Origin of the sequence: Streptomyces chartreusis (genome assembly GCF_008704715.1) — a bacterium.
Lineage (GTDB): Bacteria > Actinomycetota > Actinomycetes > Streptomycetales > Streptomycetaceae > Streptomyces > Streptomyces chartreusis.
Genome location: NZ_CP023689.1, coordinates 1,634,593 through 1,658,679 on the forward strand (window position 1 = coordinate 1,634,593; position 24,087 = coordinate 1,658,679).

The following is a 24,087-nucleotide window of genomic DNA, read 5'->3' on the forward strand; positions in this document are numbered from 1 at the left end:
CATGACTCTCACCCAGCACGACATCGACCAGGAGATCGCGGCCGAGCACGCCGCGTACGAGAAGCGGGTCGCGGACGGCGCCCCCGTCGAGCACCATCCGCGGCGCGGCTACGCCCCGTACCGCTCCTCGGTCCTGCGCCATCCGAAGCAGCCGCCGGTCGCCATCGACGTCAGCAAGGACCCGGAGCTGGTGGAGCTGTACGCCCCCGCCTTCGGCGAGCGGGACATCACCGAGATCGACAACGACCTCACCCGGCAGCACACCGGGGAGCCGATCGGCGAGCGCATCACCGTCGAGGGCCGTCTCCTCGACGGCGCCGGCCGCCCGATCCGCGGTCAGCTGATCGAGATCTGGCAGGCGAACTCGGCCGGCCGCTACGCCCATCAGCGCGAGCAGCACGACGCCCCGCTGGACCCGAACTTCACGGGCGTCGGCCGCACGCTGACCGACGACAGCGGCTTCTACCGCTTCACCACCGTCCAGCCGGGCCCGTACCCCTGGCGGCAGCACGAGAACGCCTGGCGGCCGGCCCACATCCACTTCTCGCTGTTCGGAACGGCGTTCACCCAGCGGCTCGTGACCCAGATGTACTTCCCGAGCGACCCGCTGTTCCCGTACGACCCGATCATCCAGTCCGTGACGGACGACGCGGCCCGGCAGCGGCTGGTGGCGACGTACGACCACGGCCTGTCCGTGCCGGAGTTCTCGATGGGCTACCACTGGGACATCGTGCTCGACGGGCCCGCCGCCACCTGGATCGAAGAAGGGCGCTGACCTGCCATGACGAAGATCGACACGAGCCGCCCGGAGACGGTGCTCCCCACTCCGTCGCACACCGTCGGCCCCTTCTACGGCCACGCGCTGCCCTTCCCCGGCGGCGGTGACATCGCCCCCGTCGGCCATCCGGACACCGTCACGCTCCAGGGGTACGTCCTCGACGGCGAGGGCAAACCGCTCCCGGACGCCTTCGTGGAGCTGTGGGGCGCGGGCCCGGACGGCCGGGTCTCCCGGACCGACGGCTCGATGCGGCGCGACCCGGCGAGCGGCGGCTTCCTGGGCCGTAACGGCGTGGAGTTCACCGGCTGGGGGCGCGTCCAGACGGACGCGTCGGGCCACTGGACCGCCCGTACCCTGCGGCCGGGGGCGCGGGGGCGGAGCGCGCCGTACATCAGCGTGTGCGTGTTCGCGCGCGGCCTGCTGGTGCATCTGTTCACCCGGATCTATCTGCCGGGCGACGCCGCGGCTCTGGCCGCCGACCCGCTGCTCGCCCGGCTCGACGGGGCGCGACGCGACACGCTGATCGCCGAGGAAGAGGGCCCGGGCGCATACCGTTTCGACATCCGCCTTCAGGGCGAGGGCGAAACGGTCTTCCTGGAGTTCCAGTGACTTCTGCCGACGGCGACGACACCGGCCTGCTCGCCCCCGGGTGGGCAGGCTCCCCCGCGGCCACCGCGACCGGCGACACGGCCTGGCTGCAGGCCCTGCTCGACGCGGAGGCCGCCCTCACCCGGGCCCAGGCCGCCCTCGGCCTCGCCCCGGCCGGGGCCGCGCGGGCGGTGACGCGGGCGGCGGACGCCGGGCGGTTCGACGTACGGTCCCTCGCCGAGCGCGCCCGCGCCGGCGGCAACCCGGTGATCCCGCTGGTCGGCGACCTGACGAAGGCCGTCGGCGCAGAGTACGGCGAGGAGTACGGCACCTACGTCCACCGGGGCGCGACCAGCCAGGACATCATGGACACGGCGTCGATGCTGGTCGCCGCACGCACCCTCGACCTGGTCCTCGGCGACCTGGACCGCACGGCAGCGGCGCTCGCCCGGCCGGCCTCCGAGCACCGGGACACCGCCATGCCGGGACGGACGCTGACCCAGCACGCCGTACCGACCACGTTCGGGCTGAAGGCGGCCGGGTGGCGGGCGCTGGTGCTCGACGCCCGGGACCGGGTACGGACCGTACGGGACTCGCTGCCCGCCCAACTCGGCGGCGCGGCAGGGACGTTGGCGGCGTTCGGGGAGTACGGAGCGAGCGATCCGACCGCGCTGCCGGCCGTGTACGCCCGTGAACTGGGCCTGCGGGCGCCCGACCTGCCCTGGCACACCCTGCGCACCCCCGTCGCCGATCTCGCCGGATGCCTCGCCTTCACCGCGGGCGCGCTCGGCAAGGTCGCCGTGGACGTGCTCACCCTCTCCCGCACCGAGATCGCCGAGGTCGCGGAGGGCAGCGGCGGCGGCTCGTCCGCCATGCCGCACAAGTCCAACCCCGTACGGTCCACCCTCATCGCCGCCACCGCCAGGCGGGCACCACAGCTCGCGGCCACGCTGTACGGGTCGCTGGCCGCGGAGGACGAGCGGCCCGCCGGCGCCTGGCACGCCGAGTGGGAGCCGCTGCGGGATCTGCTGCGGCTGGTCGGCGGCGCCGCCCGGGACGCCGTGGAACTGGCCGAGGGGCTGCGGGTCAGGGCCGACGTCATGCGTGCGCACCTGGACCTGACCCGTGGGCTGATCGTCTCCGAGCGGCTCTCCGCCGAGCTCGCCCCGGTGCTGGGCCGGGCCCGCGCCAAGGAGCTGCTGACCCGGCTGGCCGCCGAGGGGCGTCCGCTCGCCGAGGCACCGGAGCTGGCGGACGCCGACCTCGACCCCACCCACTACACCGGCTCCGCCGGAGCCCTCACCGACCGCGCCCTGGAGCGACGTTGAAACTCCTCGACCACCGTGCCGAAGGACCCGCCTCGGCACCGCCGCTGCTGCTCGGACCCTCCCTCGGCACGTCGTCCGCCCTCTGGGACAAGGTCGCGCCCGAGCTGTCGATCACCCATCGGGTGGTCCGCTGGGAACTGCCGGGGCACGGCGGTTCGGCCGCCGATCTCATCGGGGCGGGCGCGACCGTCGGTGACCTCGCCGGACTGGTGCTGGCGCTCGCCGACTCGCTCGGCATCGAGCGGTTCGCCCACGCGGGTGTCTCGCTCGGCGGTGCGGTCGGGCTGCATCTCGCCGTGCACCACCCCGAACGGGTCGACTCGCTGGCCGTGATCTGTTCGTCGGCGCACTTCAACGGTGCGAAGCCGTGGGAGGAGCGGGCCGCGCTGGTGCGCCGCGAAGGGCTCGCGGGACTCGCCGAGAGCGCGAACGCCCGCTGGTTCACACCCGGGTTCACCGTGCCCGAGCTGGTGCGGGACCACCGCGACGCCGATCCCGGTGCCTACGCCGCCTGCTGCGACGCCCTCGCCGCCTTCGACCTGCGCGACCGGCTGGCCGAGATCTCCTGTCCGACACTGCTGATCGCCGGGCGCGAGGACCCCGCGACCCCGCCGGTGCACCTGCGGGAGATCGCGGACGCCGTGCCGGGTGCCGCGCTGGTCGAGATCCCCGGCGCCTCGCACCTGGCGCCGGCGCAGTGCCCACAAGCCGTGCTCACGGCACTGCGGGCGCACTTCGACGGGGGCGCCCGGCGCGGCATGGAGGTGCGGCGCGAGGTGCTCGGGGACGCGCACGTGGAGCGGGCGCAGGCACGGCAGACACCGTTCACCGCACGCTTCCAGGACTTCATCTCGCGCTACGCCTGGGGCGAGATCTGGACCGACCCGACGCTCACCCGCCGCGAGCGCAGCATGATCACCCTGACGGCGCTGGTCGCCCACGGCCACTACGACGAGCTGGCCATGCACGTCAGGGCGGCGCTGCGCAACGGTCTGACGCCGGACGAGATCGGCGCCGTACTGCTCCAGACGGCCGTGTACTGCGGGGTCCCGGCGGCGAACTCGGCGTTCGCGACGGCCCAGCGGGTGCTCGCGGAAGAGGAAGGGTGACCCTGCTGGTCGTAGCTCCAGCGGCACCTCGCACATGGCTGCGCCCGCGCCTACGGTGGGTGCATGTCCACGATTCTGATCACCGGCGCCACCTCGGGTCTCGGCCGTCACGTGGCCTTCGAGCTGGTCCGCTCCGGGCACAGCGTCCTTGCCCACGGACGGGACGCGGGCCGGGTCGAGCGGCTCGCCGAGGAGCTGCGGGCCGAGGGTGAGGCCGAGGGGTTCGTGGCGGACCTGGCCTCACTGGATCAGGTGCGGCAGCTGGCGGCGCATGTCGCCGGGGAGCATCCCGAGCTCGATGTGCTGATCAACAACGCCGGGGTGGGCTTCGGCTCGCCCGGCTCGGGCCGTGAGCTCAGCGCCGACGGGCATGAACTGCGGCTCGCGGTGAACTACTTGGCGCCGGTCGCACTGACCCGCGCCCTGCTGCCCGTGCTGCGCGCGAACGCGCCCGCGCGGATCGTCAACGTGGGTTCGGCGGGCCAGGAGCCGCTGGACCTCGACGACCCGGAGCTGACCCGCGGCTACGACGGCACCGCGGCCTACCGGCGCAGCAAGTTCGCCCTCGCGGCCCATACGTTCACCCTCGCGGAGGAGCTGGCGGGCACCGGGGTCGCGGTCAACGTGCTGCATCCGGCGACGTTCATGGACACCGGGATGGTCCGCGAGGGCGGCATCGAACCGTGGAACACGGTCGCAGACGGGGCACCGGGCGTCCTGGCCCTTGCGACACGGGAGATGGGAACGGGCGGCTACTTCGACGGCACGACCCCGTCCCGGGCGCACGAGGGGACCTACGACGCTGGCGTGCAGCGGCGACTGGCCACGGTCACCGATCAACTCCTCAGCCTCTGACGCGCCCCGATAGGGGCGCGGGGCGGTATCGATGTGCGGCTCCGCCGCGTGGGCGCGACCAGCCCCAACGGCGCCGCAGCCGAAATCCGGTCCCCCTAGCGGAGCGCCAACGCCGCCTCGGCCTGAAGCACAAGCCCATCCGCCCCGCACGCCTGCGCAAGCGTCATCCCCCGCCGCAACTCCGCGGCAGACCGCGCAGCGATCCCGTACTCGACGCGGGCGGCCGCGTGTTCGTACTGGCACGGGGAGGCTTCCAGATAGGTGACGGCCTGCTCGGCCAGACGCACCGCGCGCTGCCCCGTCTCCAACGCGGCGGCGCACCGCAGGGCCTCGCCGATCGCGGTGTCGGTGCCCAGGCGCTCGGCGCTGCGGCGGACCTCGGTGGCCAGGCGGGCGGCCCGCTCCGGGTCCTCGCTCGCCAGGACGCGGGTGAGGTCGACGGCCCAGGGTGCGAGCACCGGGTTGTGGTGGCCGCGCGCTTCGGCGGCCTTCTCCGCCGCCTCCAGTTCGTTGATGCCGTCCTTGGTACGGCCTACGGCCAGGAGCAGCCGGCCGCGGACGGAGCGCGGGTCGGGCAGCACGATGGTGGAGGGGTAGGGCGGGGCGAAGCCGTACTGGTCGGCGATGTCCCAGGCCTCCTGGACATGGCCGCGGACGAGCAGTGTGTCGACGAGGTTGCAGGTGGCCGACCAGTGCAGCGGCAGCCGTCGGCCGACGCGCTCGGCGAGCGCCAGCGACTTGCGCAGGGACGCCTCCGCCTCCCGGAGCCTGCCGCGCCGGCGCAGCCCGAGTCCGACGTAGGCGTGGGCCAGGGAGAGGTGGCCGCCGCTCCAGCCGGCGGACTCGTACGCGCGCAGCGCCTCGTTGTAGAGGGCCTCGGCGCGATCCAGCCGGTCCGTGTAGGCGTAGGCGCTGGCAAGCATCATCGGCAGCTCGATGCCCCACTCGGGGTCGGTCCAGCCGAGTCCCGGGGCGAGGCGGCCGTTGACGAGGGCGCGGTCGCACACTTCCACGACCTCCTCGGCGTTCTCGCCGCGGGCCATGGCGTCGAAGCCGCGCAGTATGAGCAGGGCGCGCTCGGAGTTGTCGCGTCCTGTGCAGGTCTTGGCGAGTTCGGCGAGGCGGGTGGAGCGCCCGGGTGAGGTCGTCTCGCCCGCGTGGATGCCCTCCCACATGAACTGCACGGCCTGGAGCCGCAGCCTGGCCGGTCCGGCGGGGTGCCGGGCGGCCTCCGCCTCGACGGTGCGGACGGCCTCCTCCAGCTGGTCGTTGTGGAGGAGGGCCTGGGAGAGGCGGTAGACGGCGTCGACGCGTGCGTCGCCGTCGAGGCCGGGCATGGCGAGGGCGGCCTGGAGGTGGTCGATGGTCCTCGCGGGTGCGGTCAGCAGGGTGGCGCAGCCGAGTTCGTGGAGCACGCGCGCGTGGACCGCGGGCAGCGGCGGCTCCAGCAGGGCCCGCTCCAGACAGCGGCAGGCCGCGTCGGGGGCGCCGACGGCGAGGTGCTCGCGGGCGGCCTCGCGGAGCTGCTCGACGAGTTCCTCGTCGTCGTCCGGGTGGACCTCCAGCAGATGCCGGGCGGCGACCGCGGCGCCGTGGCCGTTGTCGGTGACGACGCGGGCGGCGATGCCGTGCATCGCGGTGCGCAGGGCGTCCGGGATGGAGTTGTAGACGGCGGTGGCGATCAGCGGGTGCACGAACTGGAGCTCGCCGTCGTCGGGCCGGCCGCCCGCCGGGTCGGACTCGGTGAGGATGCGGGCGGTGCGCAGCTTCTCGGCGCAGCGCACGGCCTCGTCCAGGTTCATGGTGGCGAGTTCGGCGACCAGGTCGACGGAGATGCCGGTGCCGAGGATCGCGGCCGCCCAGGCGAACCGGGTGGCTTCGATGCCGAGGGTCTCCAGGCGGGCGACGAGACCGCCGCCGCGGGCCGCGCGGTTCAGGGCGCGCAGTTCGGCGGCCGCGGACTCGGTGGGCTCGAACTCGCTGTCCTGGACCTTGGCGAGGAGTTCGACGGTCTCGTACGGGTTGCCGCCGGTGACCGCCCAGACCTCGCGGCAGAACGGGGCGTCGGCGTGCGCGCCCAGGGTGGCGCGGGTCAGGCCGGTGGTGGCGTCCGGGGTCAGCGCGCTCAGCGTGGCCACGGAGGAGCCCGCGGCGGCGACCGAGTCGAGGTGGCGGGCGCTGTCGCCGCTGCTGGTCTCGCCGGGGCGGCGGGCCACGACGACGAGGACGTTCTGTTCGCCGACGTGCTCGGCGAACGCGGCGAGCCAGCGCAGGGTCTCCTGGTCGGCCCAGTGCGCGTCGTCGATCAGCAGGACCAGCGGCCAGTCGCGGCGGGCCAGCCTGCGTACGGCGGCGACCAGTCCGTCGCACACGCCCTGCGGGTCCGCCTGGCGGTCCCCGGGCTCCGTTATGCCGAGGGCGGGTCCGGCGATGTCGTACCAGTCGCCGAGGTACTCGCGCGCCTCCTCCGGCATCAGCGACAGCAGCGCGGGCTGGAGCAGCTGCCGTACGACGTTGAAGGGGACCGAGCTCAGGGTCTCGCTGCCGCGGGCGGACCACACCGTGCAGCCGCGGGTCTCGGCGATACGACGGGTTTCGGCCAGCAGCGCGGTCTTGCCGAGTCCCGCCTCGCCCCGGAGCACCAGGAGGCTGCCCGACGAGGAGTTGTCCGCGCACAGCGCGTCGAGGGCCCCCTCGACCGCGGCGAGTTCCTCGTCGCGCTCCCAGAGGGGAGCCGAGGCGGCCGGTGTGGGCCGTACCTGCGTCATCCCGCTACCTCCCCAATGTCGCCCTGACGGCGTACAGACCTCGAGCGTAGCCCTCCGGGTGACTGAGTGGAGGCCTGTCCGGGCAGCTGTTGCCGTGATGGGTGACAACGGGTGCGGGCAGGCGACGCGAAGGGCCCGCGACCAGCCCCTGAAAACCTGAATGGCAGTCAAAAACCGTCGTTCGAACCGGCATTCAGCCGACATCCGCGCGGTGTCCGGCCGGCCCTCGGGCGACTTGCGAAGGCGCGGGATGACGTTGGCTATCCATGAGCGAGGCACGGTCCGGTCCCGCAAGGCCCTGGTCGCGGGGTCGGTGGGCAACTTCATCGAGTGGTACGAGTTCGGTGTCTACGGCTACTTCGCGACGATCATCGCGGCGCGGTTCTTCACCCCGGAGGGCGGCAGCGAGGTCGAGGCGCTGGTGAGGACGTACGCCTCGTTCGCGCTGGCGTTCTTCTTCCGGCCGGTCGGAGCGGCCCTGTTCGGCCGGCTCGGGGACCGGATCGGGCGGCGCCCGGTGCTGATCCTGGTGATCACCCTGATGACCGTGGCGACGACGCTGATCGGCGCGCTGCCGACGTACGCGACCGCCGGTGCCCTCGCGCCGTGGCTGCTGACGTTCCTGCGGGTGCTGCAAGGGCTGTCGGCGGGCGGCGAGTTCGGTGGCGCGGTGTCGGTGATGACCGAATTCGCGCCACCGGGGCGACGGGGGCTGTACGGGTCGTGGCAGTCCTTCACGGTCGCGCTGGGGCTGCTGGGCGGCGCGGGGGTGGCGGCACTGCTCGCCACCGCGCTGACCGAGGAGCAACTCGGCGACTGGGGCTGGCGCCTGCCGTTCCTGCTGACGCTGCCGCTGGGTCTCGGCGCGCTGTGGCTGCGGCTACGGCTGGACGAGACGCCGGCGTTCCGGGAGGAGCGGCCGGCCGAGCGGCCGCCCGCGCGGGAGGTCGCCGGGGCGATCGCGCTGGGGGCGGGGCGGATCATGGGGTGGGCGGCGGCCGGCTACACCTTCCTGGTCGTGCTGCCGTCGTATCTCCAGTCAACGCTGGACGCGTCCTTCCAGCAGGCGCTGATCGCGACGGTGCTGGCGAACTTCGGCTTCGCGGTCACGATCGTGCCGGCGGGTCTGCTGAGCGACCGGTTCGGACGCCGGCCGGTGATGCTGACGGGCGCGGTGCTCGTTGCGGTGCTCGCGGTGCCGCTGCTCAACCTTCTCCAGGACCCGGGCGTTTCCCTCACCGTGAAGGGTGCGGCAGTGTGGGGCGCGGGAGCCGTGGTGGGACTGATGGCGGGTCCGGGGCCGGCGATGCTCGCGGAACTGTTCCCGACGAACGTCCGCTACACGGGGCTGGGACTCGCCTACGCGTTGTCCAATGCGGTGTTCTCGGGCTGCGCCGGCCTCATCATCACGGAGACGATCGAGCGGACGGGGAGCGTGGACATCCCCGCGTACTACGCGGCGGCCATGTGCGCGGTGAGCGTTCTGGCGCTGACCTGGACCCCCAGGGCCGTGACCGGCAGGGGCGGGTCCCTGGAAGCGGGGGACCCGTTGGTGAAGGACGCGAAGGGAAAGGCGAGTTGATCGGATGCGGGTGATCTGATGCGGGTGATCGGCCTGATGTCGGGCACGTCGTACGACGCCGTCGACGCCGGCGCCGCCGACCTGAGCCTCGACGGCGACAGTCTGGTCCTCAAGCCGCTGGGGCTGGTGAGCGAGGCGTACGACGAGACGCTGCGGGAGGCGCTCGCGGCGTCGCTGCCGCCCGGGGCGACCTCGCTGGCCGAGGTGTGCCGGCTCGACACCCGCATCGGGCAGGCCTTCGCCGCGACGGCCGTACGTGCGGTGCGTGAACTGTGCGACGGGCGGGCGGAGTTGATCGCCTCGCACGGGCAGACGGTGTACCACTGGGCGGAGGGCGGCCGGGTGCACGGCACGCTCCAGCTCGGGCAGCCCGCGTGGATCGCCGAGGCGACCGGGCTGCCCGTCGTCGCCGACTTCCGGTCGCGTGACATCGCCGCCGGCGGTCAGGGCGCACCGCTGGTCAGCCTGGTCGACCTGCTGTGGCTGCGCGGCAGGCCGGGCACGCCCGTCGCGCTCAACCTCGGCGGCATCGCCAACCTGACCGCGCCCGACGGCACCGCCTTCGACACCGGGCCCGGCTGCGCACTGATCGACGCGGCGGCGCGGGGGTTCAGCGGCGGCCGGCTGTCGTACGACGTGGACGGGGCGCTGGCCGGTGGCGGCACCGTCCATGAGCCGCTCCTGCTGAGGCTGCTTCAGGAGCCGTACTACGCGTTGCCCGCGCCGAAGACGACCGGCAAGGAGCTGTTCCACCTGGGGCATCTGCGGGACGCGCTGTCCGGTGTCGGCACCCTGCCCGCCGAGGACGTCGTCGCGACGCTGACCATGCTCACGGCACGGACGGTCGCCGACGCCGTGAGCACGCTGGGCGCGAGCGAGGTCATCGCGTCAGGAGGCGGGACGCGCAACCCGGTGCTGATGCGGATGCTCGGGCAGCGGCTGCCCGGGGTGGCGCTGCGCACCTCCGACGAGCTGGGGCTGGCGTCGGCCGCGAAGGAGGCGTACGCGTTCGCCGTGCTCGGCTTCCTGACCGCGCACGGCCTGCCCGGCGCCGTGCCCTCGGCCACCGGCGCCCGGCACGCGCGCGTACTGGGTTCGATCACCCCGGGCCGGGACGGACTGCGGCTTCCGCCGCCGGCGGGGCAGCGGCCCGTGCGGCTCGTCGTGGAGTGACTCCGGCGACATGCCGTGGCACCGGCGGCGGAATCGGCACCGGTGGAGCCGACATTCCGGACCCCGGGACGGGTCCTCTCATCCCCCTTTCACCGACGCCTCATACGGTGTGCACATGACGCAGGAGACTCCTCCCGGCTGGTACCCCGATCCCGGCCGGCAAAGTGACGGTCCGCCCACCGAGCGCTGGTGGGACGGCAAGGCATGGACGGACCAGGTCCGGCCCGCGGGGCCGGCCGACGGATGGAGCCCCCCGGAGCCGCCGGCGGCCGTCGCGCAGCCCCCGGCACATCCGGACCAGCCGCATCCGGACCACGCGTATCCGGGCCACCCGCAGCAGCCGGCCCATCCGGTGTACCCGGGCTATCCCGTGCACCCCGGCTATCCCGGCCAGGTGCAGTCCGGCGGGCGGCGGGGTCTGCGCACGGGCATAGCCGTGGGGGTGGCCGCGGTCGTCCTCGCGAGCATCGGGGTCGGCGTGTACGCGCTGACCGCGAACGACGGCTCGGGCGGCGGCTCCAACTCCCAGCAGCGCCCGGGCGGACAGGGCGGGCCCGGTGGCGGTCAGGGCGGCCCCTTCGGGGACTCCGGCGGGGGTGACGGCGGCTCCGGTGGCGGTGACGGCGGCTCCGGTGGGCAGTCGCCCTCGCCGGAGGGTTCCGAGGCGCCGAGGATCGAGAGCGGTTCGGTGGCCGACGCGGTGAACGGGATCAGCGTCCCGGTGCCGGACGGCTGGTACGGCCAGGAGATCACCGTGGGTGCGCAGGTGTCCTCGAAGGAGTCGTACAAGTGCCCCGCCGACACCTCCCAGACCTGTATGAAGGGCGGCGCCTACTCGGCGCCCGCGCTCGCGCTCGGCACCAAGGGCGACACCGCCGAGGAGGTCGCCAAGGCGGACATCGCGGCGAACGCCGACGAGTCCTACGGCAAGGGGTACGGCAAGATCACCTCGCACGAGGTGCTGGCCTCCAAGGCGGTGACCGTGGCCGGGCAGAAGGGCTATCTGGTCCGCTGGAAGGCGGTCACGAGCAAGGGCGCCGACGGCTACGTCGAGTCGCTCGCCTTCCCCTCCCCCACCAATGAGCGGCAGATGGTCGTGGTCCGCTTCGGCGTCGACGTCGGTGAGAAGCAGTCGGTCATCGACGAGATAACCAAGGGCATCAAGGTGTCCACGGGCGGCGGCAACGGCCAGGACGTCTGATCCACCCCGGGCCCGCCCCGGTCCGGCTCGGACACGAGGCGGCCGGGTGGGACTCCTCTCCGCTCAAGAGGAACCCCACCCGGCCGGGGGGTGCGCGCCGCCCCCGTCCCCACGGTGCGGCGCGGAACAGGTCACCGTCCAGTCATCCCGTGGACGGCGGCCTGGGTCCTAGGTGAGTCCGAGCGTCGGAAGCACGGCGGCCTCCACGAATCGGACGATGTACTCGGGGTCGGCGTCCTCGCCCTCCAGCACGGGCCGGGCACGCAGCACACCGAAGATCTGGGCGGGGATGTACTCCAGCGCCGGATTGTCCGCGGCCACCTCTCCCCGCTCGACGCCGCGCCTCAGGATCTGCCGCAGCGCGTCGATCTCGGGATCGATGAGCGCCTCGCGCAGCGCCTTCTTGAGCTCCGGGTCCTCCATGACGGCGTGCCCGAGGGCCTGCAGCAGCCGGGTGTCCTTGGCCGACCACGCCCCCGCGGCCCGTGCGGCTTCCCGCAGGTCGTCCGCGAGCGTGCCGGTGTCGATGCCGTCGAAGCGGGTCTGCCGGCTGGCGCGCAGCGCGGCCGCCACGAACTGCGGCTTCGTCTTCCACTGCCGGTAGAGCGTGGCCTTGCTGCACCGCGTGGTGGCGGCGACGCCCTCCATGGTGACGGAGTCGTAGCCGCAGGCGCGGACCTGTTCGAGGACGGCGTCGAAGAACTCCTGCTCACGCTCGGGCGTGATCTTGGAGCGGCGCGAGGCGGCGACCGTCTCCGGTCCGTCCGCGGCCTGCGACGTCATCTGCTCGTCTCCTCGCTCCGGTGCCACGCCCCGCCTTGTCCGGGGCCCGCCTTCCAGTGTGTCGCACGTCTATCGAAACGTCACTGTACCGGAACGCTGGCGTATCGGTACAGTGGCGTATCGGTACAGGCGCGTTTCGGTACGTCGCCGTACCGATGAGTTCGCCGAGCCCGAGGAGTCCACAGCTCGACAGCTCGGCCAGCACCACTCACGTCAGCGAAAGGGCCGGGGGAATGAATGCCCGCACCGAGCCTTCAGAGGCGAAGACCGCGATAGCGCGGCCTCCGCTCGTCCGGGAGCTCCTGCTCGTCGCAGGGCTCTTCGTCGTCTACAAGTTCGGCCGCCAGCTGGCCACGGGCCACACCGTGGAGGCCTTCCGCAACGCGGACCGCGTGTGGGACCTGGAACGGACCCTCCAGCTGCCCGGCGAGGGCTCGGTGCAGAACCTGCTGCTGCACGGCGACACGCTCATACATCTCGCGAACACCTACTACGCGACCGTCCACTTCCCGGCCACGGTCGCCTTCCTGGTCTGGCTGTACCTGCGGCGCCCCACGCACTACGTCTGGGCCCGCCGCGTCCTCGCCGCCGTCACCGCCGCCGCCCTCCTGGTGCACCTGACGTTCCCCCTCGCCCCGCCGCGCATGCTTGCCGCGACCGGACTGGTCGACACCGGACAGGTCTACGGCCCCTCCGTGTACGGCTCCCCGCAGACCGACCACCTCTCGAACCAGTTCGCGGCGATGCCGTCGCTGCACTTCGGCTGGGCCCTGATGGTCGCGATCGGCCTGATCGTGGTCACCCGCTCACGCTGGCGCCTGCTCTGGCTGCTGCACCCGCTGCTGACCCTGCTGGTGATCGTGGGCACGGCCAACCACTACTGGCTCGACGCGATCGTGGCCACGGCCATGCTCGGCGTCGCCCTCGCCGTGATCCGCCCCCGGGCCTCCTCCGGCGGATCCCCCGTCTCGCTCCGCCCGCCGAGGCGCACCGCGACGACGGCCGGCCGCGGCACCGGGAAGCTCGTACCCGCGGCCCGGGGCGAGGCAACCGTCGACGATGAGTCCGAACTCGTGGGAGCGGCCCGATGAACGCCACCGTGCTCGCCGTCGTCCTGTCCCTGTTCTCCGCCGTCGCCTATGCCGCCGCGGCCGTCGCCCAGGAGCGGCTGGCCTCCCGCGCCCCGGGCTCGGGCCTGCTGCGGCTGCTGGGCTCCGGCGCCTGGTGGGGCTCGGTCCTGCTCAACGGCTCGGGCGCGCTGCTGCACGTCGTGGCCCTGAAGTACGGCCCGCTGACCGTGGTGCAGCCGCTCGGCGCGCTCACCCTCGTGGCCGCGGTGCCGCTGGGCGCGCGCCTGGCGGGGCGGCGGGTCAGCGGGGTCGAGTGGCGCGGTACGGCGCTGACGCTGGCCGGCCTGGGAGCGATCCTCGTCACGGCGTCCGGGCCGGCGCCCGACGACGTGCTGAGCACCCCCGAGGCACTGGCGGTCGCGGCGGTGACGGCGGCCCTGATCGGCATGCTGTCGCGGCCGGGCGCCCGGCCGGGGCTGCGGCACGCGACCGCGTCCGGCTTCGCCTCCGGTGTCGCCTCGGCGCTCACGCAGACCATGACGGTGGCCGCGACGGACCACTCCGCCCCGCTGCTCAGCCTTCAGGTGGTGGGCGTGGCGCTGCTGGTCGCGGCGTTCGCGGCGAGCGGTCTGCTGCTGTCGCAGACCGCCTACCGGGGCGGTCTCGGCGCCCCGCTCGCGGTGGTGACGCTGGCGAACCCGCTGGCGGCCGCTGTGATCGGGCTCGTCCTGCTCGGCGAGCGCCTCCAGGGCGGGCCGACGGGGATCCTGCTCGCGCTGGCCGGAGCCGGCCTGGCGTCGTGGGGCGTGCTGCAGCTGAGCCGCGCGACACCGAAGCCGGCCGAGTCGGGCGTCTCGATCGTCGTCGCCTCGAACACTCCCGACACGGCCCGCCGCGCCGCGGGACCGGTGGCCGCCACCGGTCCCGCGGCGAACGACCGCGTCCCGGCCGAGTCGGCCTCGAACGTCGCGGCCCTGCCGGACCCGGCGGCCGACGAGGACCACCCCGTGGCCGCCGTGCTGGCCCTGGAGCCCGGGTCCGCCGCCACCGAACCGGCGTTGGTGCCCCGGCAGCCCGGGCCGGGGCACCTCACCGCGCTGTGAACCGTGCGCCGGGCGGCACGGCGGTCCCGACTACTCCGAGATGATCGCCGGGTCGCTCACGCCCGGGCGCCCGTTCTCGACGTGCCCGGCGAACCGGCGCAGGAACGCCGGGTCGGACTCGGACGTGACGGTCAGGTCGTACCAGCGCCGGCTCGCCGCGAGGCCGACCGTGCGGCACACCTTGGCGCCGGGGCGCACGGTCACCGTCGAGGGACGGCCGCCGTACCCGTTGGCGATCTTGAGGCGGACGCTCGTCGTGCCCTTGTTGGTGAAGGTCAGCTCGATGTCGTCGCCCTGGTGGCGGGCGGTGACCTCGGGGCCGGCCACCTTGTTCGAGCCCTTGAACCAGCGCACGAAACCGGCCGGGCCGTGCACCGTCAGGTCGTACGAGCCACCCGAGTACGCCGAGTTCCAGGTGTCCGCGATGCCCTTGCCGGCCTCGGTGGTGTACATCCACGGACCGTCGGTGCGGTTGCCCGACGTGATGTGGAACGCGGCACCGGCCTTGGCACCGGAGGCGAACGACAGTGTGAACTTGCCGGCCGCCGCGTCCACCGACCCGTCGACGTGCGGGGCGTACTTCAGCGGGCGCGAGGGGCGCAGACCGCGCTCCTGCTTCGGCATGTCGCCGGCGGCCGGCGGGACCGGCTTGTAGTCGGGGTGACGCTCGCGGTCCTGCGGCTCGTAGTCGTCCGTGTCCGGCAGGGCGGCCGGGCGGCTGTCCTTGCGGGCGAAGTCGAAGGCCGAGGTCAGGTCGCCGCAGATGGCCCGGCGCCAGGGGGAGATGTTGGTCTCCTTGACGCCGAAGCGGTTCTCCATGAAGCGCAGGATCGAGGTGTGGTCGAGGGTCTCGGAGCAGACGTAGCCGCCCTTGCTCCACGGCGAGACGACCAGCATCGGCACCCGCGGGCCGAGGCCGTAGGGGCCGGCCGGGCGGCTGCTGTCGCCCTTGTAGAGGTCGAGCGAGACGTCGACGGTGGACTTGCCCTGGGAGGCGTCCTTGGGCGGCATCGGCGGTACGACGTGGTCGAAGAAGCCGTCGTTCTCGTCGAAGGTGATGAACAGGGCGGTCTTCGACCAGACCTCCGGGTTGGAGGTGAGGGCGTCCAGGACCTGGGCTATGTACCAGGCGCCGTAGTTCGAGGGCCAGTTGGAGTGCTCGGAGAAGGCCTCGGGCGCGGCGATCCAGGAGATCTTCGGCAGCTTGCCGGCCTTGACGTCGGCCTTCAGCAGGTCGAAGTAGCCGTCGCCGCTCTTGGCGTCGGTGCCGGTGCGGGCCTTGTCGTACCAGGGCTCGCCCGCCTTGGCGTTCCGGTACTTGTTGAAGTACAGCAGCGAGTTGTCGCCGTAGTTGCCGCGGTAGGCGTCCGAGATCCAGCCCCAGGAACCGGCCGCGTCCAGGCCGTCGCCGATGTCCTGGTAGATCTTCCAGGAGATGCCGGCCTGCTCCAGGCGCTCGGGGTAGGTCGTCCAGCCGTAGCCGAGCTCGTCGTTGCCGAGGACCGGGCCGCCGCCGGTGCCGTCGTTGCCCGTGTAGCCCGTCCACATGTAGTAGCGGTTCGGGTCGGTGGAGCCGATGAACGAGCAGTGGTAGGCGTCGCAGACCGTGAAGGCGTCGGCGAGGGCGTAGTGGAAGGGGATGTCCTCACGGGTCAGGTACGCCATGGTCGTGGTGCCCTTGGCGGGGACCCACTTGTCGTACTTGCCGCGGTTGTAGGCCTGGTGGCCGTCGTTCCACCCGTGCGGGAGTCCCTCCAGGAACTGCATTCCGAGGTCGTCCGCCTCCGGGTGGAACGGCAGGACGTCCTTGGTGCCGTTCGACTGGTGCCAGATCGACTTCCCGTTGTCGTGGGCCACCGGACGCGGGTCGCCGAAGCCGCGCACGCCGCGCAGCTTGCCGAAGTAGTGGTCGAAGGAACGGTTCTCCTGCATCAGGACGACGATGTGCTCGACGTCCTCGATCGACCCGGTGCGGTGGTTCGCCGGAATGGCGGCGGCCCGCTGGATGCTGCTCGACAGAGCCGTGAACGCCGTGGTCGCGCCCGCGATTTGGAGGAAACTGCGGCGATTGACTTCGGGCATGAGTGAGGGACCTCTTCCCATAGAGGGTGATTTGACCGAACGGCATGTGACGGAATGCGCGCGGAAGGAGTGTTCCAGGAGCACCAAACGTCAGGGAAGGGTGCGGTGGCGCTCGTGTGAAAGTCGGGGGTACGTGAGGTGTGTTGGGGCCCGTGGCACGCGGATGACCGCGGTCACGGCAGAGCGGACGAGCACGGTTTCCCTGTCGAACTCACGTGCCGATACCCGGGGCCTTCGACGCGATGGGGCGACCTCGCGCCAAGGACTGCCGACCTTGCCGCACATTTGTTCCATCGACCGTCACAACCGGTTCCGTGATCACGACGTCACTCTGTGCCATGGCCGCTCACGCCTGCCCGGCCGTCCGGCGCGCCCGGGAGAGGGAGGGAGAGAAGGTGAAATGGCCGTGGGAAATGCGGGGCCAGTGAGCAGGACCACACGTCCTCGCCGGGCCGGATTCGGGCGGGTCGACCCCTTGGCGCGCCGTCCGGGCCGTATCGGCCGTACCCTTCGTGGTGTCTACGGTGTCACATAGCGGGCACCAAACCACTGGAGGCAACACCTCGTGCTGATTGCTCAGCGTCCCTCGTTGACCGAAGAGGTCGTCGACGAATTCCGCTCCCGGTTCGTGATCGAGCCGCTGGAGCCGGGCTTCGGTTACACCCTCGGCAACTCTCTTCGCCGCACCCTTCTGTCCTCGATCCCCGGCGCCGCTGTCACCAGCATTCGCGTCGACGGCGTGCTGCACGAGTTCACCACCGTGCCGGGCGTCAAGGAGGACGTCACCGACCTGATCCTCAACATCAAGCAGCTGGTCGTCTCCTCGGAGCACGACGAGCCGGTCGTGATGTACCTGCGCAAGCAGGGTCCGGGTCTGGTCACCGCCGCCGACATCGCGCCCCCGGCCGGTGTCGAGGTACACAACCCCGATCTGGTCCTCGCCACGCTCAACGGCAAGGGCAAGCTGGAGATGGAGCTGACCGTCGAGCGCGGCCGCGGTTACGTGTCCGCCGTGCAGAACAAGCAGGTGGGCCAGGAGATCGGCCGGATCCCGGTCGACTCGATCTACTCGCCGGTTCTGAAGGTCACGTACAAGGTCGAGGCCACGCGTGTCGAACAGCGCACCGACTTCGACAAGCTGATCGTCGACGTCGAGACCAAGCAGGCCATGCGTCCGCGTGACGCCATGGCGTCGGCCGGTAAGACCCTGGTCGAGCTGTTCGGTCTGGCGCGCGAGCTGAACATCGACGCCGAGGGCATCGACATGGGCCCGTCCCCCACGGACGCCGCCCTGGCCGCCGACCTGGTACTGCCGATCGAGGAGCTGGAGCTCACCGTTCGGTCGTACAACTGCCTCAAGCGCGAGGGCATCCACTCCGTGGGTGAGCTCGTGGCTCGTTCCGAGGCCGACCTGCTGGACATCCGCAACTTCGGTGCGAAGTCCATCGACGAGGTCAAGGCCAAGCTCGCCGGCATGGGCCTGGCCTTCAAGGACAGCCCGCCCGGATTCGACCCGACCGCCGCCGCCGACGCCTTCGGCGCCGACGACGACGCGGACGCGGGCTTCGTGGAGACCGAGCAGTACTAGGCCCTGCGCCGGGGCCGTGGTCAGGAGAGAGACGACACATCGGGACAAACAGGTGTCGTCGACCTCTTGACCACGGTGCCCGAAGCAAGGCCGCCTCGGGATGCGGTGCCGGAGCGACCGCCGACGGCGGCCTCCGGTCCGCCGCCAGGGGACCAACGGGGTGTTCCGCGGCAGTGTCGGGAGGCGGGTGGGCGCAGTGTTCAGCCATGCTGGGCAGGGCGGCACCCCTTCTGGCAGCGAGGAGCACCGTATGCCCATGGACCCGGTCGGACGATTCCTGGCGGCCCTGGACCCGGAGCAGCGCGAGGCCGTCGGCGCCAAGCCGCGCCAGGAGCAGGAACGCCTTGCGGCGGCCTGGGAGCGCGAACTGGAATCGGACGACGAACTCGACACCCTGGATGAACTGTCACCCCCGGCCGCGGAGGCCGAGGCCGCTCGCCGGGTCATGGACCGCGGGGGCGACTGACGGGCACCGCCGGGCAGGTGGGCCGGTCACAGCGCCCGTGCCTGAGCTCGCGCAGAAGCCCCCGTATCGGTGAGCCTGGCAGGATGCCGGCGTGGCGAATACTCAGGCGAACACCCAGGCGATCACTTACGTCCGGATAGCCGAAGTCCTCACCGACCTCGGAATGATCACCGAGGACAAGGCCCGGAGCGTACTGGACGAGGCCGCCTCCTACGCGGCCGAGCCGATCAAGAAACCGCACGAGATCGCCGGCGCCCTCGAATCGTTCGGCGTGGCCGTGGCCATCCACTCCGAGGACGTCGACTTCGCCGACGCGCACTACGAGTGGCTCCTGAACGAGGCCGCGGCCCTCACCGGCGGCAAGGTCACCGTCTCCGACTACCGCTTCGAGAAGAGCGACCCGGACGACGAGGACTGCGGCCTGGGCACGATGCACTTCACCCGCAACGGCAAGCCGCTCTCCTTCGGCGTCGAGCAGGAGTCGAACGACTACCTCGACATGGGCGCCGCACAGCAGGCCATCGAAGCGCTCAGCCCCGACGACGACCCCAGGGACTTCCGCTGCGTCGAGCAGGAAGGCCCCCATTTCGACGACGACTTCATGGTCCTGGCGACGGCCGAGCAGCGCGACGGACTCCACCGGCACCTGGGCCTCACGTTCGAGCGATCCCTGGGCTGAGCCGAGCACGGCGCCGCCCCATGGTCAGCCGTCGCGGGGCTCGGCGATGGTCCCGCGCACGACCAGCTCCGGGGTGAGCACCACCTCGCGGGGCTCGGCCCGGTCCTGGTCCAGGCGCTCCACCGCGGCGGGCGACTCCGGTCAGCGGTGCAGGACCCGGCCCGCAGCACGATCCGGCGCGGGTGCCGCAGCACCGCCGGCTCGCGCGGCGACCGCGTACCGGGCCTGTTCACGGGCGCCCTGGCTGACCGTGGTCAGGTTGAAGCAGCTCAGGCGGGCCAGCGTGTCGTCGTCGTAACCGGCCACGGACACCTCACCGGGGACGGCCACCCCGGCATGCTGGAGGGCGGCGAGCACGCTGATGGCGCACTGGTCGTTGTAGGCGACGACAGCCGTGGGCAGATCGCCGGAGTCGAGGAGCTGGCGGGCGGCGCGTCGCCATCGAGACGCACCCGCACAACCTCGTGTTCTCGCCGGTCACTCTGAAGCGGCTGGTCGAGGCGGGCAATCTGACCAACGTCGGCGCGGAGATGGACCCGTCGCACCTGATGTGGCAGGGCATGGACGTCATCGCCTGTATCAAGTGGCTGCGCCGTCCCGTGGCGTGGGAGGCGCAGGGGGCGCATCCTGAGGGGTGGGAGTGGGGCGTCGGGACGGCCGACCACGAGCAGGGGGCGCGGCGCCGCTCGTCCTTGCCGTCCGGTGCGCAGCGCCTCTCCGTGCGCCCGCGGCCTGTCCGGCTCTGCCGCTGTGCGAGCCGTAGGAGGTCTCCATGGTGTGTGTCACGGGCCCACTGCTGTACGGAGCCGCCGCCGGGGCCGCGGGTACGACGGCGCTCAACGTCGTCTCCTACGGCGACATGGTGGTGCGGGGCCGGCCGGCCAGTTCCACACCCGAGACGACCGTGCGCAAGCTCGCGACGAAGCTCCATCTGCGCATCCCGGGCGAGGGTCAGGCCGAGGAGAGCCGGGTCACGGCTCTCGGTGCGCTGACGGGCCTGGCCGCCGGGACCGGCATGGGCGTGATGCTGGGGCTGGGGCACGCGGCTGGTTGGCGTCCGACGCGCGGCGCCCAGTACACGGTGGCCGTGGTGGGGGCGTTGGTGGCCACGAACGGGCCCATGACGGTACTCGGGGTGACCGATCCCCGGACCTGGGCCACGTCCGACTGGATCTCCGACATCGTCCCCCACCTCGCCTACGCGGTGGTGACGGTGAGCGTGTTCAACCGGCTGCTCGGCAGTGCACCCGCGTGCTGCTGAACCCTGGCAGCGGGTGCGGCCTCCCCCGAGCCGGGTGATCCTGAGGGCAGGACCTGCGGCGGTGCTCCCACCGACGTCCGCGGCCTGCGTCAGGAGGACGTCCCATCATGGCCGACACGGTCTCTGACCTCATCGTTTCCACGCTCAAGGCGTCCGGTGTGCAGCGGGTGTACGGCCTGCCCGGAGACTCCCTCAACGGTTTCACCGACGCGCTGCGCCGTGACGGCGGTATCGCCTGGGGGCACGTCCGGCACGAAGAGGCCGCAGCCTTCGCCGCCGCAGCCGAGGCGGGCGTGACGGGGCGTCTCGCGGTCGCGGCCGGCAGTTGCGGGCCGGGAAACCTGCACCTGATCAACGGGCTGTTCGACGCACAGCGCAGCCGGGTGCCGGTGCTCGCGGTGGCCGCGCACATTCCCCAGGAGCAGATCGGCAGCGAGTACTTCCAGGAGACCCATCCGGAGCTGCTGTTCCGCGAGTGCAGCGTGTACTGCGAACTGGCGAGCATGCCCGAGCAGGTGCCCTGGCTCCTCGGAATGGCTATCCGCGCCGCGCTCGAACGCAGCGGAGTGGCGGTGCTGGTCGTCCCCGGCGAACTGTTCCTGGCGCCGGCACCCGACGGGCCCGCCGCGCACCCGATCGTCAAAACCTCGTCCCACATGCGGCCCGACGACAGCGAACTGGTCCGTGCGGCGAAGGTCCTCAACTCCGCGGAGCGGGTGACGATCCTGGCCGGGGCCGGCTGCGAAGGGGCCCACGACGAGGCCGTGGCACTGGCCGAGGCGCTGAAGGCACCCATGGTGCACTCGCTGCGGGGCAAGGAGTTCCTTGAGTACGACAACCCTTACGACGTGGGCCTGACCGGGCTGATCGGCTACAGCTCCGGCTACCGGGCGATGGAGCACTGCGACGCCCTGCTGATGCTGGGCACCGACTTCCCGTACCGCTCGTTCTATCCGCAGAAGGCGTCAGTCGTGCAGGTCGACGTGCGCGGTGAGCACATCGGACGCCGTACGCCGGTGGAAGTGCCGCTGGTCGGGACCGTCAAGGACACCGCCCAGGCGCTCCTCCCCCTCCTCGACCGTCGGGACGACGACAGCTACCTGAGGACGATGCGCCGCCACTACGAGCGAGTGCGCACCCGCCTGGACCGGCTGGCCGAGGCCAAGCCCACCGACTCGCCACTGCACCCGCAGTACGTCGCCGCGACCATCGACCGTCTCGCGGCCCGCGACGCGGCCTTCACCGCCGACGTCGGCACACCCACCGTCTGGGCGGCGCGCCATCTGCGCATGAACGGCGCGCGGCGGCTGATCGGCTCCTTCAACCACGGTTCGATGGCCAACGCCCTGCCGCACGCGATCGGCATCCAGGCCAGCCATCCCGGCCGCCAGGTGATCGCACTCTCCGGCGACGGCGGCCTGGCGATGCTGCTCGGCGAACTGATCACGCTGCGGCAGCTGGACCTCCCGGTGAAGGTCGTCGTCTTCAACAACTCGGCGCTCGCGTTCGTCGAGTTGGAGATGAAGGCCGCTGGCGTCGTCACCTACGGCACCGGCCTGGACAATCCCGACTTCAGCGCCCAGGCCCGTGCGACCGGCCTGCACGCCTCCCGCGTCCGACGCGCCGACGAACTGGACGACGCACTGCAGGCGGCCTTCGCCCACGACGGGCCGGCACTGGTCGACGTCCACACCGAACGCCAGGAACTCTCACTCCCGCCAAAGCTCACCCTGGAGCAGATCAAGGGCTTCACCCTGTTCGCCACCCGCACGATCCTCTCCGGCCGCGGCGACGAGATCGTGGAACTCACGAAGACCAACATGCGCCAGCTCAGCCTTGAGTAGGTCGCCGGAGGAGGGATCACCCCAGGAGTGCCCGGGCGACCCTGAAGGCAACGAACCGGATCAGGACAAAGGCGGGAGCTCTCCTCCGGAGGTGCCGCCGCTTCCCGGTGACAGCGACTCCTTGATTGCGCGCATGAAGGACCGCCGCTCCACGAGTTGCGCCCCCCGGGCCTCTCCCAGGGGCTCCGGACGCTGCCCGAAACCGGCAGGGAGGGCCGGCAGCCCCAGCACGGCGATGGCCTCGTCGAGGTGCTGCCGCGGGTCACCCGTCCCACGCAACGCAGCCGCCAGCGGCCGGTGGTCCGACTTCCCGTAAGCCGCCGCCAGCGCAGTCGCCCGCTCCGCCGCTTCCTGTTGCGTCGGCATCTCCGCGGGGTCCTCCCACCACACGTGGGCAGCCAGCAGACGGCCATCGCGGTAGAGCTGGAGCGTGTAGTCGGCGCCCTCCTTGGCCGCGACCAGGACCGGCCACTTCTCACCCCGGCTGAACGTGGCAGCCAGGCGAGGCAGTCCGCCTTCCCCGAGCAGCGTCGTACGCATGCCCTTGCGCCGTCCCGGCGGGTCGGCCGAAGGCGCCGCCTCGACGAACGTGCCACCGCCGGGCGCCGGCGCGAGACGCATGGTGGTGCCGGTGATCAGAACAGCCTCGCGGACCTCGCCCAGCGGCGCACCGGCGTGCGCGACGGCCGGAGCGGCGGTAGGAGCAGCGGTAGGAGGCGTTGTCGCGGTCGACGTGTCCGTGGGTCCCGGCGGTCCGTCCGTGGCCGGCGCGGGCACGGCACCGCCGAAGTACGGTGTCCGGCGGGCGACATGGGCGCGCACTCCCTGGCGCATCAGCAGGAACGTCTCCCGGGGATCGCCCATGTAGGCCCACGGGAACGTGCGCGCGTCGGTGCCGATGAGCCGGAAGACCTCCAGTGCCTCGGTCTCGCGGTCGGAGCGGATCAGCGCGAGCGCGAGGTGATTGCGAAAGTCCGCCGCCCGCCGGTCACCGGGCTCGAACCTCGCCGACAGTTCCAGGCCCGCTTCGACGAGCCCCTCGATCCGGGACCAGGCAACCGGCCCCTTCCCGATGCCTGCCTCGTGCTCCAGCGCGTACTCGGTGACCGCGTGCAGTGGCAGACCGCGCAGCGGTGACCCCTCGGGGGCCGCGGCGGCGGCCGACTCGGCGAACGCGAACATCTCCTCGTGCGAGCCGTACCACTTCTGCGCCAGGTACTGCACCGCGCGGGCGTGCAGTCCCATGTGATGCGGATCCGCCGCGCGGCCCTGAGCCAGGTACTCGTCGAACACCTCGCGCGGAGCGCCGAGTCCCATGGCGTGCGCGATGAACACCCGCCAGGGCACGGGGTCTTCGGGGTTGAGGTCGGCAGCCGTACACAGGACCGGTATCGCGTCGCCCAGGACCGTGCGGAACGCCTGGAACTGCTCCCGCGACACATACCGGGCACGCGCGGCGGTACGGATCTCCCAGGCGCGGTCGATCTCCAACTCGGCGGCGACCAGGGCGACGTCGGGGTCGCCGGGTCGCGCGCGCCGCCACTCGTCGAACCATCCGGTGTGGTGCAGAGCGAGTTCGGCGAGCCCCGCGCTGTACTGGCCTCGTCGGCCCCAGTCCCGGTCGACGCGCGTGCGCGCCAGCAACTCCGCCGCCGGCTCCCAGGCTCCCGACCGCGCCGCGGACAGCGCGGCCCGCAGACCGGCATCCGGCGCGTCCACTGCCACCGCCCCGTCCGGCGGCAGTCCGTCACCGGTGGCCGCGAAGTGCCGCAGCATTCTGGGCAGCGTGAATACACCGGGCAACCTGCCCACAACCAGCCCCTCCCCAA

The 24,087-nt window shown here is 72.2% G+C and carries 19 protein-coding genes and 1 pseudogene; 15 read left to right on the top strand and 5 right to left on the bottom strand.

The genetic code is table 11. The features are described 5' to 3' along the window. Position 1: 1 nt before the first annotated feature. From pcaH to CP983_RS06820, 5 genes are all read left to right on the top strand, one after another. The gene (gene pcaH, locus CP983_RS06800; RefSeq protein WP_150498930.1) at positions 2-775 is read left to right on the top strand and encodes a protocatechuate 3,4-dioxygenase subunit beta; all 774 of its coding nucleotides are present in this window, start codon (positions 2-4) and stop codon (positions 773-775) included. A 6-nt stretch (positions 776-781) separates the two neighbouring features. Continuing rightward, entirely contained in the window at positions 782-1,387 is a 606-nt protein-coding gene (pcaG, locus tag CP983_RS06805; RefSeq protein ID WP_150498931.1) for a protocatechuate 3,4-dioxygenase subunit alpha, read from the top strand. Continuing rightward, positions 1,384-2,694 carry a 3-carboxy-cis,cis-muconate cycloisomerase gene (gene pcaB / locus CP983_RS06810; RefSeq protein ID WP_150498932.1) on the top strand — a complete coding sequence of 437 codons (1,311 nt, stop codon included), beginning with the start codon at positions 1,384-1,386 and terminating at the stop codon, positions 2,692-2,694. Before pcaG ends, pcaB begins: the two co-directional genes overlap by 4 nt. Then, positions 2,691-3,803 carry a bifunctional 3-oxoadipate enol-lactonase/4-carboxymuconolactone decarboxylase PcaDC gene (gene pcaDC / locus CP983_RS06815; RefSeq protein ID WP_150498933.1) on the top strand — a complete coding sequence of 371 codons (1,113 nt, stop codon included), beginning with the start codon at positions 2,691-2,693 and terminating at the stop codon, positions 3,801-3,803. The genes pcaB and pcaDC overlap by 4 nt, the downstream gene beginning before the upstream one ends. 63 nt (positions 3,804-3,866) lie before the next feature. Beyond that, positions 3,867-4,658: an SDR family NAD(P)-dependent oxidoreductase gene (locus CP983_RS06820; protein WP_150498934.1), complete on the top strand. Its 792-nt coding sequence runs from the start codon at positions 3,867-3,869 to the stop codon at positions 4,656-4,658. A gap of 95 nt (positions 4,659-4,753) precedes the next feature. On the opposite strand, the gene CP983_RS06825 is transcribed toward CP983_RS06820, so the two are convergent. After that, positions 4,754-7,426, bottom strand: coding sequence for an ATP-binding protein (locus CP983_RS06825; protein WP_150498935.1), 2,673 nt, complete (start codon positions 7,424-7,426; stop codon positions 4,754-4,756). A gap of 256 nt (positions 7,427-7,682) precedes the next feature. Here CP983_RS06825 and CP983_RS06830 point away from each other — a divergent pair, with 256 nt between their 5' ends. The 3 genes from CP983_RS06830 to CP983_RS06840 all read left to right on the top strand — a co-directional run bounded on the left by CP983_RS06830 (position 7,683) and on the right by CP983_RS06840 (position 11,382). Then, a complete protein-coding gene (locus tag CP983_RS06830) occupies positions 7,683-9,008 on the top strand; it encodes an MFS transporter (protein ID WP_392074953.1) in 1,326 nt (441 codons plus the stop codon). An 18-nt stretch (positions 9,009-9,026) separates the two neighbouring features. Further along, positions 9,027-10,181, top strand: a complete 1,155-nt coding sequence (locus CP983_RS06835; RefSeq protein WP_150498936.1) for an anhydro-N-acetylmuramic acid kinase — start codon at positions 9,027-9,029, stop codon at positions 10,179-10,181. A gap of 115 nt (positions 10,182-10,296) precedes the next feature. Then, entirely contained in the window at positions 10,297-11,382 is a 1,086-nt protein-coding gene (locus tag CP983_RS06840) for a DUF2510 domain-containing protein (protein ID WP_150498937.1), read from the top strand. Between the two features lie 168 nt (positions 11,383-11,550). Here the strand turns inward: CP983_RS06840 and CP983_RS06845 are convergent, their stop codons facing one another. Continuing rightward, entirely contained in the window at positions 11,551-12,165 is a 615-nt protein-coding gene (locus CP983_RS06845; RefSeq protein ID WP_107908208.1) for a TetR/AcrR family transcriptional regulator, read from the bottom strand. Positions 12,166-12,398: 233 nt separating this feature from the next. Between CP983_RS06845 and CP983_RS06850 the strand changes: the two genes are divergently transcribed. Both CP983_RS06850 and CP983_RS06855 read left to right on the top strand, forming a co-directional pair. Then, entirely contained in the window at positions 12,399-13,256 is an 858-nt protein-coding gene (locus CP983_RS06850; RefSeq protein ID WP_150498938.1) for a phosphatase PAP2 family protein, read from the top strand. Then, positions 13,253-14,338 carry a DMT family protein gene (locus CP983_RS06855; RefSeq protein ID WP_150498939.1) on the top strand — a complete coding sequence of 362 codons (1,086 nt, stop codon included), beginning with the start codon at positions 13,253-13,255 and terminating at the stop codon, positions 14,336-14,338. The genes CP983_RS06850 and CP983_RS06855 overlap by 4 nt, the downstream gene beginning before the upstream one ends. A 30-nt stretch (positions 14,339-14,368) precedes the next feature. Here CP983_RS06855 and CP983_RS06860 read toward each other — a convergent pair whose 3' ends face one another. Further along, on the bottom strand, positions 14,369-16,420 hold the full coding sequence (locus tag CP983_RS06860; protein ID WP_150498940.1) for a phosphocholine-specific phospholipase C: 2,052 nt from the start codon (positions 16,418-16,420) through the stop codon (positions 14,369-14,371). 565 nt (positions 16,421-16,985) lie between these two features. Between CP983_RS06860 and CP983_RS06865 the strand changes: the two genes are divergently transcribed. From CP983_RS06865 to CP983_RS06875, 3 genes are all read left to right on the top strand, one after another. After that, positions 16,986-18,008, top strand: a complete 1,023-nt coding sequence (locus tag CP983_RS06865; protein WP_093747976.1) for a DNA-directed RNA polymerase subunit alpha — start codon at positions 16,986-16,988, stop codon at positions 18,006-18,008. Between the two features lie 250 nt (positions 18,009-18,258). Beyond that, positions 18,259-18,474: a hypothetical protein gene (locus CP983_RS06870; RefSeq protein ID WP_107908204.1), complete on the top strand. Its 216-nt coding sequence runs from the start codon at positions 18,259-18,261 to the stop codon at positions 18,472-18,474. A 91-nt stretch (positions 18,475-18,565) separates the two neighbouring features. Then, a complete protein-coding gene (locus CP983_RS06875) occupies positions 18,566-19,153 on the top strand; it encodes a hypothetical protein (protein WP_150498941.1) in 588 nt (195 codons plus the stop codon). Between the two features lie 24 nt (positions 19,154-19,177). On the opposite strand, the pseudogene CP983_RS06880 reads toward CP983_RS06875, so the two are convergent. Next, positions 19,178-19,588: pseudogene (locus CP983_RS06880) on the bottom strand (substrate-binding domain-containing protein); the annotation flags it as partial. 337 nt (positions 19,589-19,925) lie between these two features. On the opposite strand from CP983_RS06880, the gene CP983_RS06890 reads away from it, so the two are divergent. After that, positions 19,926-20,414: a hypothetical protein gene (locus CP983_RS06890; protein ID WP_150498942.1), complete on the top strand. Its 489-nt coding sequence runs from the start codon at positions 19,926-19,928 to the stop codon at positions 20,412-20,414. 107 nt (positions 20,415-20,521) lie between these two features. Next, complete coding sequence (poxB, locus tag CP983_RS06895) at positions 20,522-22,258, top strand: ubiquinone-dependent pyruvate dehydrogenase (protein WP_150498943.1); 1,737 nt, start codon at positions 20,522-20,524, stop codon at positions 22,256-22,258. Between the two features lie 60 nt (positions 22,259-22,318). Here poxB and CP983_RS06900 read toward each other — a convergent pair whose 3' ends face one another. After that, positions 22,319-24,034, bottom strand: coding sequence for a hypothetical protein (locus CP983_RS06900; RefSeq protein ID WP_150498944.1), 1,716 nt, complete (start codon positions 24,032-24,034; stop codon positions 22,319-22,321). Between the last annotated feature and the right edge of the window lie 53 nt (positions 24,035-24,087).

Coding starts and splice junctions, on each gene's coding strand:
- pcaH (WP_150498930.1), top strand. CDS start 2: ATGACTCTCACCCAGCACGACATCGACCAGGAGATCGCGGCCGAGCAC.
- pcaG (WP_150498931.1), top strand. CDS start 782: ATGACGAAGATCGACACGAGCCGCCCGGAGACGGTGCTCCCCACTCCG.
- CP983_RS06820 (WP_150498934.1), top strand. CDS start 3,867: ATGTCCACGATTCTGATCACCGGCGCCACCTCGGGTCTCGGCCGTCAC.
- CP983_RS06825 (WP_150498935.1), bottom strand. CDS start 7,426: ATGACGCAGGTACGGCCCACACCGGCCGCCTCGGCTCCCCTCTGGGAG.
- CP983_RS06835 (WP_150498936.1), top strand. CDS start 9,027: ATGCGGGTGATCGGCCTGATGTCGGGCACGTCGTACGACGCCGTCGAC.
- CP983_RS06840 (WP_150498937.1), top strand. CDS start 10,297: ATGACGCAGGAGACTCCTCCCGGCTGGTACCCCGATCCCGGCCGGCAA.
- CP983_RS06845 (WP_107908208.1), bottom strand. CDS start 12,165: ATGACGTCGCAGGCCGCGGACGGACCGGAGACGGTCGCCGCCTCGCGC.
- CP983_RS06850 (WP_150498938.1), top strand. CDS start 12,399: ATGAATGCCCGCACCGAGCCTTCAGAGGCGAAGACCGCGATAGCGCGG.
- CP983_RS06855 (WP_150498939.1), top strand. CDS start 13,253: ATGAACGCCACCGTGCTCGCCGTCGTCCTGTCCCTGTTCTCCGCCGTC.
- CP983_RS06860 (WP_150498940.1), bottom strand. CDS start 16,420: ATGCCCGAAGTCAATCGCCGCAGTTTCCTCCAAATCGCGGGCGCGACC.
- CP983_RS06870 (WP_107908204.1), top strand. CDS start 18,259: ATGCCCATGGACCCGGTCGGACGATTCCTGGCGGCCCTGGACCCGGAG.
- CP983_RS06890 (WP_150498942.1), top strand. CDS start 19,926: ATGGTGTGTGTCACGGGCCCACTGCTGTACGGAGCCGCCGCCGGGGCC.
- poxB (WP_150498943.1), top strand. CDS start 20,522: ATGGCCGACACGGTCTCTGACCTCATCGTTTCCACGCTCAAGGCGTCC.
- CP983_RS06900 (WP_150498944.1), bottom strand. CDS start 24,034: ATGCTGCGGCACTTCGCGGCCACCGGTGACGGACTGCCGCCGGACGGG.